Below are 12,583 nucleotides of genomic sequence, written 5' to 3'. Positions count from 1 at the left end.
CCACGGTCAACCGAAGCAAAGCTTGTCGGGACCCCGTCCGGACATTGCCGAGCCTTGCCCCCCACCCCATATCCGTTCCCGATATGGTCATCCAGATTCGCACCACCCTCGACGAGCCGGAAACCGGCCAGAGCTTCATCCCCCACCGCCCCGCGCGCCCCGACAAGGTGGAGGGCGGCCGCCCGTTCAAGCTGGTCAGCGAATATCAGCCGTCCGGCGACCAGCCGACCGCGATCGCCGAGCTGACCGCGACCGCGCGCGCGGGTGAGAAGGACCAGGTGCTGCTCGGCGTCACCGGCTCGGGCAAGACCTTCACCATGGCCAAGGTGATCGAGGAATTGCAGCGCCCTGCGCTGATCCTCGCGCCCAACAAGATCCTCGCGGCGCAGCTCTACGGCGAATTCAAGAGTTTCTTCCCCGAAAACGCCGTCGAATATTTCGTCAGCTATTACGATTATTACCAGCCGGAGGCGTACGTGCCGCGGTCGGACACGTATATCGAAAAGGAATCTTCGACCAACGAATCGATCGATCGCATGCGCCATTCGGCGACGCGCTCGCTGCTCGAACGTGACGACGTGATCATCGTCGCCTCGGTCTCGTGCCTCTACGGTATCGGCTCGGTCGAAACCTATTCGGCGATGATCTTCGACCTAAAAAAGGGCACGACCGTCGACCAGCGCGAGATCGTGCGCAAGCTCGTCGCGTTGCAGTACAAGCGCAACGACGCCGCCTTCCAGCGCGGCAACTTCCGCGTGAAGGGCGACACGCTCGAAATCTTCCCCTCGCACTATGAAGACAGTGCGTGGCGGATCAGCTTCTTCGGCGACGACATCGAAGAGATCACCGAATTCGATCCGCTGACCGGCAAGAAGGTCGCGTCGCTCAACAGCGTGCGCGTCTACGCCAACAGCCATTATGTCACCCCCGGGCCGACGCTCAAGCAGGCGGGCGAGGCGATCAAACACGAGCTGTCCGAACGCCTCAAGGAACTGATCGCAGAAGGCAAATTGCTCGAAGCCCAGCGCCTCGAACAGCGTACCAACTTCGACCTCGAAATGATCGCGGCGACCGGCAGCTGCGCGGGCATCGAAAATTACAGCCGCTTCCTCACCGGTCGCCTGCCCGGCGAGCCACCCCCCACCCTGTTCGAATATCTCCCCGAAAACGCCGTCCTGTTCGTCGACGAGAGCCACCAGACCGTGCCGCAGATCGGCGCGATGGCGCGCGGCGACCATCGCCGCAAGATCACGCTCGCCGAATATGGCTTCCGCCTGCCGTCGTGCATCGACAACCGCCCGCTACGCTTCAACGAATGGGACGCGATGCGCCCGCAGACGGTCAGCGTCTCGGCGACGCCCGGCAATTGGGAGATGGAGCAGACCGGCGGCGTCTTCGCCGAACAGGTGATCCGCCCCACCGGCCTGATCGACCCGCCCGTGGAAATCCGCCCAGTCGAGGAACAGGTGCAGGACCTGATCCAGGAGTGCAAGGCGACCACCGCCAAGGGCTATCGCACGCTGGTGACGACGCTCACCAAGCGCATGTCCGAAGACCTCACCGAATATATGCACGAAGCGGGTATCAAGGTCCGCTACATGCACTCGGACGTCGAGACGCTGGAGCGTATCGAGCTGATCCGCGACCTGCGCCTCGGCGTCTACGACGTGCTGATCGGCATCAACCTGCTGCGCGAAGGTCTCGACATCCCCGAATGCGGGCTGGTCGCGATCCTCGACGCCGACAAGGAAGGTTTCCTGCGCTCCGAAACCTCGCTGATCCAGACGATCGGCCGCGCCGCGCGTAACGTCGACGGTCGTGTGATCCTCTACGCCGACCGCATCACCGGCTCGATGGAGCGGGCGATGAACGAGACGCAGCGCCGCCGCGAGAAGCAGGAGGCGTATAACGCCGAACACGGCATCACGCCGACGACGATCCGCCGCAACATCGGCGACATCATCGCGCACGTCAGCCAGGGCGATCAGGTCACCGTCCCCATCGACGAAGACCGCCCCCACATGGTCGGCCACAACCTGCGCGCCTATATCGAGGACCTCGAAAAGCAGATGCGTAAGGCTGCCGCCGACCTCGAATTCGAAACCGCCGGCCGCCTCCGCGACGAAATCCGCCAGCTCGAAAACGAAGAACTCGGCCTGCCCGCACACGAGCAGAAGGCCCCGATCATGGGCCGCAGCAGCGAAGGCAAACCGGGGACGCGCAAAACGCGATATGGGAAGGAACAGAAGATGCGGATGGGAGGCCGACGGGGGCGGTAATCTCGCCGCCGCGGCGCTCCGCCAAAATTCTTTTCGAATTGTTCTAGGACGACAGCCTGCTCCGCCTTACAGTCGAAAGACTTAGGGGGAGTGTTTGCGTGACGGATCGTTGTTTGGCCGGCAATGCCGGCAAGAAGTCGTTGAAATTGCTTTTACGACTGTCGACGGCCGGCGTCGCCTTGGGACTGGCGGCATGCGGCGGCGGGAATGGCGGGGGCGGGACGACACCGATCGCTAATCATCCGCCGACGTTCACCTCGGTGACCACTGCCAGCGTCACCGAAAATTTCGCCGGGTCATTCTATCAGGCGGCAGCCACCGATCCCGATAACAATGCGATCACCTATTCGATCAGCGGCGGCAGCGATGCCGCACGCTTCGTCCTGGACGGCGATCGCCTGCGCTTTGCCGCCGCACCGAATTACGATCTGCCGACCGACAGCGACGAGGACAATGTCTATCTCGTCCAGATCACCGCCAGCGACGGTCAGGCCACGACGACGCTCGATCTGCGCGTAACGGTGACCAACGACCGCGAAGGCGTCGTCGTCCGCCGCATCGGCACCGGCTTCGATCGCCCGGTCGGGTTCGTCTCCATTCCTGGCGACACACGCGTCTTCGTGCCCGAACGCGGCGGGCGCATCTTCCTGTTCGATCCCACCAGCGGCACCAAGACGCTCTTTCTGACGGTCAATGTCTCGACCGCCGGCGAAGGCGGCCTCGCCGCGATCGCGCCTATGGCGGACTATGCGAAGTCGGGGCAGTTCGTCGTGCTGTACACCGCGAGCAACGGGGCGTTGGTAGCGGCGATCGGCCAGCGGTCCGGCATCTTCGGGTCGCCGGCACTGACGTCCGAGACGGTGTTGTTTGCGGCCATGCCCGCCGGCGCAAGTGCCACGGGCACCGCCCAGCTCGCTGCGGACGGCAAGCTCTATATCGCCACCAGCGATGCCATCGGCGCCACCGATCCCGCCTTGGGCAGCCAGTCCGCGACGTCGACGTTCGGCAAACTGTATGTCGTCGAGCGCAACCCCGATCCCTTTGCCGGGGTCAGCCCGCAATATTTCCTCACCCGCCGCATCGCCAGCGGCCTCCGCTATCCGCGTGGCACCACGCTGCTGGATGGCCGTTTGCTGCTCGCCGATCGCGGCGGCGACAGCCGGCATGAGGTCGACCTGATCGACCCTACCGCCGGCAGCAATTTCGGCTGGCCCTATAAGGAAGGTACGGTCACCGTGCGCAGTGGCGCGCCGGCCGGCCTGGTCGATCCCGCGCTGGAATATCGCTTTGGGACGGGACCCGGCATGGGCACCGGCATCGTCGGCGGGGTCGTCTATCGCGGCGCCATCGCCAGTCTGTCGGGCCAATATGTCTTTGCCGATCGCAGCGGCGCCATTTTCGCGACGAGTGCGGCGAAGCTGGGCGGCACGCTCATCACCGCCAGCACCATCGAGCGGCGGCGGGCCGATTTCGCGCCGGACGTGGGGACGCTGAGCGAACCCACGGCGATCAGCGCCGATGCCAGCGGCACCCTCTATATCGTCGATGCCGGTGGCGATATTTTCCGGGTGGATGCGGGCTGAGCGCCCGCATCCCGCTTAACCCGCCGCCAAATTCTCGCTGCCGACGCCGTAGTAGCTCGCGACGCGATCGGCATAGGCCTGATCGAAGACCGGCGCGTTGTTCGCCCAGCTCGGGCCGCCTTCCAGGATGCGGCGGTCGATGGTGATGACGTACAGGTCGCGGACGGGATCGAACTGCAACAGGCCGAACGGCACCGGGTAGAAGCTCTTGCCCATCCCCAGGAACCCGCCGAGGCTCAGCACGGCGTGCGTCGTGCGGCCCGATCCCTTGTGGACCATCAGCGCATAGACCGCGCCCACCTGATCCCCGTCGCGGCTTTCGACCTTCAGCGAATGGGCGATATTGGCCTGCGCGAGCAGCTGGGTGGTGGCGGTCTGCGTGTCGGTGGACATCGAAAAGCTCCTGTTTCGTGCCGGGTGAACCGCCTTGTGGCCGCGCCGGTTCCATGTTCACGCGCCTTGAGCGCGCCTGCCGCTTCCCCCATAAGCCCCACCCATGCGCCGTCTCGCCTTCAATCCTGCCCCCGGTCTCGCCATCGCCCTGCTCGCGGCGCTCGGCGCCTGCGTGCCTCAGCCGATCGCGCCGCCGGCCACGCCGACGCCCGTGCCCGTTCGCCCGCAGCCCGCCCCGGTCGCAGCGCCGCGCGGCAGCGACTGGCGCGACTGGCCGCTGACGCCGGGCACCTGGACCTATCGCCGCGATGCGCGCGGCAGCCTGGCGCTGTTCGGGATGGCGGGCTGCGACGCGTTGGTGACGCTGCGCTGCGACCTGTCGGGCCGTCAGATCTTCCTGTCGCGCGCCGGCAGCGTGCTCGCACCGCTGACGATCCGCACCACCAGCACCACCCGCGCGCTGGCGATGCGCCCGACCGGCGGCACGCCGCCGTATGTCGCGACCACGATCGCGCCCAACGACAGCCTGCTCGACGCGATGGGCTTCAGCCGCGGACGGCTCGTGGTGGAGCAGCCCGGCAGCGGCACGTTGGTCCTGCCCGCCTGGGCGGAGATCGAGCGCGTGACCGAGGATTGCCGGCGCTAGCCCAAAGACCCGGGGCCAAGGGGCGCGATGCTCGTGCAAAACGCGTTGCATTACAAGTCTTGCATGTGGCCGCGGCGATGCGCACATTGCCGGTGTGGCGGGGGTCCCCGGCACATGGCTATCACAAGCGAAAGGAGGTGATCCGATGTCTCATGGTTCAGCAGTGGGGTCGGTTCAGTTCGTTCGGGGGACTGGCTTCTAACACCCGATACGGCGGCACCGGGGGGTATCCTCCCCCAATCAACGATGTCGTCATGGGTTGAAGAGGCCTCATGGTCTCCCGGGCTGGAGCTCTCCGGCCGCTGACCATGTTTGGGGGGTGTCGGGTCGCCGGGAGGCGCCCGGCACCCTCTTCTCATTTCGGGCTACAGGAAGCGGTGCATCACCAAAGCATCGACCGGGCCCAGCCGCGGATGGTCGAACGCCTCGGGCACCCGCCCGACGATCGCAAAGCCCAGCGCCTGCCACAGGTTCGCCGCGACCGTGTTGCTGGCGAGCACGAAATTGAACTGCATCGCGCGAAAGCCCGCGGCCCGCGCCGCGTCGAACGAATGCTCCGCCATCGCCCGCGCGACGCCCTGCCCGCGCGCCGCTTCGGCCGTGACATAGCCCGCATTGGCGACATGCGCGCCGCCGCCCGCCTGATTGGCCTGTATGTAATAACTGCCCAGCAGCACGCCATCGCGCTCGGCCACGAACACCTGATGCGCCGCCGCGAACCAATGGTCCGCGATGGCCGCCGGGGTCATGTCGCGCGGCAGGGCATAGGCCTCGCCCAAGGCGATCACGGGCGCGAGCATCGCGACGGTGCCCGCCACGTCGTCGGGGCTTGCCGGGCGGATCGTCGGCGCCGTCACGCCGCTGTCCGCCGCGACGGGGTCTCCTCGATCAGCGTGTAGAGCATTGTCTCTTCCCCTTCGATCCGACGCAGCAGCAGCTGCAGGATCTGCCGCGTGGCAGCCCCGAAGGCAATCCAGTCGCCCGCGATCCGCTCCGCCGGCCAAGCCGCGACATAAGCGCGGTAGCGGTCGGCGAGCGACCCCATCTCGGCGGCGAAGCGGGTTGCGACGGCCGCCACCCGCGGATCGGGGCTCGCGCACAGCCGAGGATAGAGCAACGCATCCTCCTTCGCGAGATGCGCCAGCAGCTTGCGGGTCAGCAGCCACCGCGCCTTCCCCAATGTCGTCAAATCGGGATGCGGCGCCGCCACACAGGCCAGCAGCGCTGCGGCCAGTTCGCGCAGCTCGTCATGCTCGGCGGAGAGCGTTTTCCTGCTCAGCATGGCCATCCCCCCACAGATTGGGCGTCGAATCACATACTAAGCTGCCTCGGTTTCCGGTGGGTAAATATCGGACACGTCCACGCCCCTAGCGGAGCCAAAACGAATCGTTGTGTAAACACAACAGATCATGCAGAATGGACGCATGCACAACCGCATCGCCCTGTTCCGGAACGACCGCAACGTGTCGCGGCGCGAGCTGGCGGAGGCGGTCGGCGTCAATCCGCAGACGATCGGCTATCTCGAACGCGGCGATTACAACCCCAGTCTGGAATTGGGCCTGAAGATCGCCGCCTATTTCGATGTGCCGGTCGAGTTGATCTTCTCGCTCGCCCCCTTCCCCTCGCTCACCGACGCGTTGCGCCGGGCCGGAGACGCCTGATGGGCTATGACAGCCGCCGCTGGACCGGGCGTTATGCGCCGGGCGAGATGCCGCCGGAGTTTGCCGGTGGCCGGCCCTATCGGCGTCGTTCTTTGCGATGGTGGCTGATGGCCGCCGTGGTCGTCAGCCTTGGCCTAGCTCTCGTCCAGTTCTGGGTGCCGGGCGACCAAAGAACCGGCCTGCCAATCGGATGGTTCGTCGTCATCGGCATCATGAACATGGGCTCGGGCCGCTCACCCTTCGCCAAGGGAGGCTGGATGCAAGACTCGTACGACGAGTTCGAACGCGCGGCCCTGATGCGCGCGACACAGCGCGCCTATTGGGTCGTCACATTGCTCAGCGCCGGTGCGTTCGGCTGGTGCGCACTCGCCACGTCCTACGGCTGGCCGATGCCGCACCGCTGGGGCGATTGGGCAGTCTGGGGCCTCGCGCTTGTCGCCACCGCCTCCAACCTGCCCACCCTGTTCGCCGAATGGGCGATCCCCTTTCCCGATTCCGAGGACGCCGCATGAGCTACCGCGACGGCTACGACATCCGCAAATGGCAGGCGAACGAGATCAAGCAGCGTCCGCGTCGATACTGGGTTCGCTGGGGCATGAGCGCTGGCCTCCTCTTCGTCCTCACGATTCCCGTCCTCGCGATGGTCGGCGCCTATGATCGCGGCACCGTGCTGCCGAACGTCATGCCGATGAGCATGCTGCTGCTCATCACCTCGCTCCAGTCCCCTTTCACGCGCGAGGCGTGGCTGAGTCCGGCCGGTTTTGCGACCTTCGACGAGTTCGAACGTACCGCGCTGTCGGACGCGATGCGCCGCGCCTATCTGATCGACATCCTCGCCGTCAGCATGCTGTTCGTCTGGCTGATGCTCGCCAGCCGTCTCGGCTGGCCGATGCCGGCGACCACCAGCCAATGGGGCGCGATCGGCTATGCCACGGTGATGACCATGCTGACGCTCCCCGTCCTCTTCGCCGAATTCATGGTGCCGATGCCCGACCCGGAGGATGAGCCGCTGTGACCGACAAAACGACCCTTCAGCGCCTCGACGCGCTCGTCGGCTGGACCGGCATTCCGGCGCTGTCGCAGCACCCGCCCCGCCGTCGTCCCTTGCGCTGGCCCGCGACGATCGCGCTCGCCCTGGCCTTCGCCGGCATCGCGCTGTCGCTCACCCGCGGCATGCAAACGCCGCTCGCGCTCGCCGGCTATGGCATCGAGATGCTCGGCTTCGCGCTCGGCACGTTCGTCAAGATCGTCGGCCCGCTCAAACCCTATGGCGGTGTCGAAAAGGCCGATGAATGGGACCGCGCGGTTCGCGCCCGCGCCTATCTGTCGACCTTCGCCGTCTTCGCGATCACGACGATGGTTGCGCTGTTCGCGCTGATGGCCGGCCTCGCCTTGGACTGGCCCAAGCCTGCGCTGATGCAGGGCGCGGCACAGACGCTGTTTCTGCTCTTCACAATCCTCAACGCCACCCCCGCCGCCCAGGCAAGCTGGGCGGTCCGCTGGCAGCAGGACGACGATCAGACGGGGTGAGGCTCATCATCCGTCATTGCGAGCGTAGCGAAGCAATCCAGGGCGTCCTGGTCCGGCTCTGGATTGCTTCGCTACGCTCGCAATGACGAACTGGAAACGGCCCACGAGAGTCGCACGAGCCCGAAGGCAGCGTTCTCAGCCGTTTGGAGCCGGCGTCTACTTCACGCCGGCTGCAACAGCCCTTCCTTCGCGATCTTGTCGCGCCACACCAGCGGGGCGAGCTGGTGGACGTTGTTGCCCTCGCTATCCACCGCGACGGTGACGGGGAAGTCGCTGACCTCAAATTCGTAGATCGCTTCCATCCCCAGGTCCTCGAAGCCCACGACCTTGCTGCCCTTGATCGCGCGCGCGACCAGATAGGCCGCGCCGCCGACCGCCATCAGATAGGCGCTCTTCGCCTCGCGGATCGCGTCGGTCGCGGCGGGGCCGCGCTCCGCCTTACCGACGCAGGCGAGCAAGCCCTGATCCAGCATCATGCGCATGAACTTGTCCATGCGGGTGGCCGTGGTGGGGCCGGCGGGGCCCACGACCTCTTCACCGACCGGATCGACCGGGCCGACATAATAGATCACGCGGCCCCTGAACTCGACCGGCAGCTCCTCGCCCTTCGCCAGCATGTCGGCGATGCGCTTGTGCGCGGCGTCGCGCCCGGTCAGCATCTTGCCGTTGAGCAGCAACCGGTCGCCCTGCTTCCACGACTGCACCACCTCCGGCGTCAGCGTGTCGAGGTCGACGCGGATCGCGGCCTTGTCGGGCGTCCAGTTGACGTCGGGCCATTCGCTGAGCTTCGGCGCTTCCAGATAGGCCGGGCCACTGCCGTCCAGCGTGAAATGCGCGTGGCGGGTCGCGGCGCAATTGGGGATCATCGCCACCGGCTTGCCCGCCGCATGGCAGGGCGCGTCCTTGATCTTGACGTCGAGGATGGTCGAGAGGCCGCCCAGCCCCTGCGCGCCGATGCCCAGCGCATTGACCTTGTCGAAAATTTCGATGCGCAGCGCCTCGATGTCGTTCTTCGGCCCGCGCGCCTTCAGCGGGCCCATGTCGATCGGCTCCATCAGCGCCTGCTTGGCGAGCAGCACGCAATGTTCGGCGGTGCCGCCGATGCCGATGCCCAGCATCCCCGGCGGGCACCAGCCCGCGCCCATCTGCGGCAGCATCTCGATCACCCAGTCGACGATCGAATCGCTGGGGTTCATCATCTTGAACTTCGACTTGTTTTCGCTGCCGCCGCCCTTGGCCGCGACATCGACCGAGACGGTCGCGCCCGGCACCATCTCGACATGCAGCACGCACGGCGTGTTGTCGCGGGTGTTGCGGCGGGTGAAGGCGGGGTCGGCGAGCACGCTGGCGCGCAGCTTGTTTTCGGGGTGCAGGTACGCCCGGCGGACGCCCTCGTCGATCACCTCCTGCATCGATCGGCTGTTGTCGTCCAGGCGGCAGTCCATGCCCCATTTGACGAAGACATTGACGATGCCGGTGTCCTGGCAGATCGGGCGATGTCCCTCCGCGCACATGCGGCTGTTGGTCAGGATCTGCGCGATCGCATCCTTGGCGGCCGGGCTCTGTTCGGCCTCGTAGGCTTCGCCGAGCGCGCGGATGTAATCCATCGGGTGATAGTAACTGATGAATTGCAAAGCGTCGGCGACGCTGTCGATCAGGTCGGCGGCGCGGATGGTCACGGGCAGGCTGGTCACGGGCGAAAGCTCCTTCGGGAAGCAGCCTTTACCGCCCGGCTGCGCCCCCGCCAAGCATCGCCGCGATGCGGCCGCTTCGGGCCCCTTTGCAGGGATTTATCAAGGATCGGGGCGCTATCTGGGTCGTATGAATCGCATGACCCGACCTCAACCTCTCGATATGCGGGGACCGGACGCGTCGGCGATGACGATTCTGGGCGTGCGCTACGACAGCCCGGACTATGTCGTCGTGTCGCTCGGGCAGCGGCTCGGAATGGTCGCGACGCTGTGGCCGCTGGCCTGTGCGTCGCTCGCCGCGATGTCCGTGCTGCTGGGAGTGGGAGCCCATGCGACCGGCCTCTCCCTGCCCTTCGTCATCGCCATCCTGCTGATGATCGCAAGCGCCAGCGTGCTGTGGTTCACCGCGTTCGGACAGCATAGCGACCGCTGGCCGGTGTTTCAGCGCGTGCGCATCACCGCAGTCGCCGCGCTCTCCATCGGTGGCGCGCTGGCCGTGCTCGCCGCCGATCTGCCGCACGGGTCGTTCGCCATCGTCTGCTGGGTCAGTATCGCGGCGACCGTCGCGCTGGTCGCCCTCGCGCTCCAGCCGATCCGCATCGCCACGCTGTCGCTGGCGGTCGGTTTCTCGCTGATGCCGGCGGCGGCGGGTCATATCCTCGCCACGCTCGCCGCGCTCCCCTTCGTCATCGCCTTCGGCTTCGTGATCGTCCGCCTCGCCCGGATCGATGCGCGCACCGCTTATGATCATATGATCGACAGCGGCAACGGCCGCCTCGCGCTCAAGATGATCGCCGAATTCGAAGATCACGGCACCGGCTGGTTCTGGGAAAGCGACCGGCAGGGCCGGCTGACCTATCTGTCGCGCAAGGTCGCCGACGATCTGGTCCAGAACGGCCAGCCGCATCCGATCGGCCAGTTCCTCACCGACGTCTTCCGCATGGACGGCGCGGCGATCGGGACCGAGCGCACGCTCGCCTTCCATCTGTCGTCGCGTACCGCCTTTGCCGATTACATGATCTGCGGCGCGGGCGACGCGCCGGAGGTTGCCGAACGCTGGTGGTCGATGTCCGGCCGGCCGATGATCGACGATCTCGGCCGCTTCGGCGGCTTCATCGGCTCGGGCAGCGACCTGACCGAAAAGCGGCGTTCGGATGCCGAGATCACGCGCCTTGCCCTCTTCGACAGCTTGACCGGCCTCGCCAACCGCCAGCGCATGCGCCACAGCCTCGACAAGACGCTGCAGCAGCAGGCGATCACGCACAGCCCCGCCGCGCTGTTCCTGATGGACCTCGACCGGTTCAAGGCGGTGAACGACACCTTGGGCCATCAGGCGGGTGACGAACTGCTCAAACAGGTCGCACAGCGCCTGCAACGGATCGTCGGCGATGCCGGCCTCGTCGGGCGCCTCGGCGGCGACGAATTCCAGGTCCTGCTGCCCGGCAACGACCGCCGCGACGCGCTCGCGCTTCTCGCCCGCGACCTGATCGCTGGTCTGTCGCAGCCCTATTTCGTCGCCGCCACGTCGGTGACGATCGGCTGTTCGATCGGCATCGCGATCGCGCCGCAGGACGGCAAGGATGCCGAGGCGCTGATCCGCAACGCCGACCTCGCGCTCTATGCCGCCAAGGCGGACGGGCGCGGCGTCCACCGTTTCTATTCCGACGACATGCTGGCCGGCGCGAAGAGCCGCAAGGCGCTCGAGGACGACATGCGCCTCGCGCTGACCGAGGGCGGCTTCGTCCTCCACTATCAGCCCGTCGTGTCGACCAAGGACGCGAAGATCGTCGGCTATGAAGCGTTGATCCGCTGGCACCATCCGGTGCGCGGGCCGATCTCGCCGGCCGATTTCATCCCGGTTGCCGAAGAATGCGGACTGATCGAGCCGCTGGGCGAATGGGTGTTGCGCACCGCCTGCGCCGATGCCGCGCGCTGGCCGGGGGACGTGCGCGTCGCGGTCAACGTTTCGCCGATCCAGTTCGCCAATCCGGCCTTCCCCGCGCTCGTCACCTCCGCGCTCGCGCATAGCGGCCTGCCCGCGCGCCGCCTGGAGCTGGAGATCACCGAAGGCGTGTTCCTCGCCGGCTCCGGCTCGACCGATGCGATGTTCAAGGCGCTGAAGGCGATCGGCGTCCGCCTGGCGCTGGATGATTTCGGCACCGGCTATTCCAGTCTCGGCTATCTGCGCACCGCGCCGTTCGACAAGATCAAGATCGACCAGAGCTTCGTGCGCGGCGCCGCCGCGCCGGGCAACCGCAACGCCGCGATCATCCGCGCGATCGTGTCGCTGGCCGAGACGCTGGGCATGGAGACGACCGCGGAGGGCGTCGAGATCCAGGACGAGATCGATCTGGTCCGCGATCTGGGCTGCAGCCACATCCAGGGCTATGTCTATGGCCGCGGCGTGCCTGCCGCCGACGTCATGGCGCAGCTCGGCGAAGCCGCACCCGCCCACCCCGTCGGCCACCGCATCAGCCGTGCGCCGCGCACGCGCATGCTGCGCTCCGCCCGGATCGAGATCGGCCGCAAGCAGGGCGACGTGCGCATCCGCAACATGTCGAGCAGCGGCGCGCTGATCGACGGCATCACGATCGATGGCGAAGCGGTGGGCGTCGACGTGATGCTCGAGGTGGCGGAGGACATGATGGTCGCCGCGCGCATCGCCTGGGCGCACGACGGCCGCGCGGGCATCGCCTTCAACGAACGCATCGACCTCGACCGGCTCAGCACTCTACAGAACCGCCTGCGCCACGGCTGACCCGACGGCACACCGGCCGCGCGCGCCACAGTGCCCCAAGCG

General features: G+C 66.7%; 12 protein-coding genes. 8 read left to right on the top strand and 4 right to left on the bottom strand.

From position 1 onward, the window contains the following. Positions 1-83 precede the first annotated feature (83 nt). Together uvrB and ACP690_RS10830 are read left to right on the top strand one after the other, a co-directional pair. A complete protein-coding gene (gene uvrB, locus ACP690_RS10835; protein ID WP_426261108.1) occupies positions 84-2,279 on the top strand; it encodes an excinuclease ABC subunit UvrB in 2,196 nt (731 codons plus the stop codon). A gap of 98 nt (positions 2,280-2,377) precedes the next feature. Beyond that, a complete protein-coding gene (locus ACP690_RS10830; RefSeq protein WP_426261109.1) occupies positions 2,378-3,862 on the top strand; it encodes a PQQ-dependent sugar dehydrogenase in 1,485 nt (494 codons plus the stop codon). A 15-nt stretch (positions 3,863-3,877) separates the two neighbouring features. Here the strand turns inward: ACP690_RS10830 and ACP690_RS10825 are convergent, their stop codons facing one another. Beyond that, positions 3,878-4,255: a PRC-barrel domain-containing protein gene (locus tag ACP690_RS10825; protein WP_017979527.1), complete on the bottom strand. Its 378-nt coding sequence runs from the start codon at positions 4,253-4,255 to the stop codon at positions 3,878-3,880. 103 nt (positions 4,256-4,358) lie between these two features. Between ACP690_RS10825 and ACP690_RS10820 the strand changes: the two genes are divergently transcribed. Next, complete coding sequence (locus tag ACP690_RS10820) at positions 4,359-4,901, top strand: hypothetical protein (RefSeq protein ID WP_426261110.1); 543 nt, start codon at positions 4,359-4,361, stop codon at positions 4,899-4,901. 365 nt (positions 4,902-5,266) lie between these two features. On the opposite strand, the gene ACP690_RS10815 is transcribed toward ACP690_RS10820, so the two are convergent. Together ACP690_RS10815 and ACP690_RS10810 are read right to left on the bottom strand one after the other, a co-directional pair. Further along, entirely contained in the window at positions 5,267-5,758 is a 492-nt protein-coding gene (locus ACP690_RS10815; protein ID WP_426261111.1) for a GNAT family N-acetyltransferase, read from the bottom strand. After that, positions 5,755-6,183: a hemerythrin domain-containing protein gene (locus ACP690_RS10810; protein WP_426261112.1), complete on the bottom strand. Its 429-nt coding sequence runs from the start codon at positions 6,181-6,183 to the stop codon at positions 5,755-5,757. The genes ACP690_RS10815 and ACP690_RS10810 overlap by 4 nt, the downstream gene beginning before the upstream one ends. 127 nt (positions 6,184-6,310) lie before the next feature. Here ACP690_RS10810 and ACP690_RS10805 point away from each other — a divergent pair, with 127 nt between their 5' ends. From ACP690_RS10805 to ACP690_RS10790, 4 genes are read left to right on the top strand one after another with little or no spacing between them, the layout of a single operon-like run. Then, positions 6,311-6,562, top strand: a complete 252-nt coding sequence (locus tag ACP690_RS10805) for a helix-turn-helix transcriptional regulator (protein WP_116461802.1) — start codon at positions 6,311-6,313, stop codon at positions 6,560-6,562. Then, positions 6,562-7,074: a hypothetical protein gene (locus ACP690_RS10800; protein WP_426261113.1), complete on the top strand. Its 513-nt coding sequence runs from the start codon at positions 6,562-6,564 to the stop codon at positions 7,072-7,074. The genes ACP690_RS10805 and ACP690_RS10800 overlap by 1 nt, the downstream gene beginning before the upstream one ends. Then, positions 7,071-7,577 carry a hypothetical protein gene (locus tag ACP690_RS10795; protein ID WP_426261114.1) on the top strand — a complete coding sequence of 169 codons (507 nt, stop codon included), beginning with the start codon at positions 7,071-7,073 and terminating at the stop codon, positions 7,575-7,577. Before ACP690_RS10800 ends, ACP690_RS10795 begins: the two co-directional genes overlap by 4 nt. Further along, the gene (locus ACP690_RS10790) at positions 7,574-8,092 is read left to right on the top strand and encodes a hypothetical protein (protein ID WP_426261115.1); all 519 of its coding nucleotides are present in this window, start codon (positions 7,574-7,576) and stop codon (positions 8,090-8,092) included. Before ACP690_RS10795 ends, ACP690_RS10790 begins: the two co-directional genes overlap by 4 nt. Positions 8,093-8,253: 161 nt before the next feature. Here ACP690_RS10790 and ACP690_RS10785 read toward each other — a convergent pair whose 3' ends face one another. Further along, entirely contained in the window at positions 8,254-9,786 is a 1,533-nt protein-coding gene (locus tag ACP690_RS10785) for a fumarate hydratase (RefSeq protein WP_426261116.1), read from the bottom strand. Between the two features lie 184 nt (positions 9,787-9,970). On the opposite strand from ACP690_RS10785, the gene ACP690_RS10780 reads away from it, so the two are divergent. Continuing rightward, positions 9,971-12,541: a putative bifunctional diguanylate cyclase/phosphodiesterase gene (locus ACP690_RS10780; RefSeq protein WP_426261117.1), complete on the top strand. Its 2,571-nt coding sequence runs from the start codon at positions 9,971-9,973 to the stop codon at positions 12,539-12,541. Positions 12,542-12,583: the final 42 nt, after the last annotated feature.

The organism is Sphingomonas sp. DC4900, from assembly GCF_049896485.1.
Taxonomy (GTDB): Bacteria; Pseudomonadota; Alphaproteobacteria; order Sphingomonadales; family Sphingomonadaceae; genus Sphingomonas; species Sphingomonas aquatilis.
Note: the sequence above shows the minus strand (reverse complement) of the source record. Positions and strands in the feature narration are given on the sequence as shown.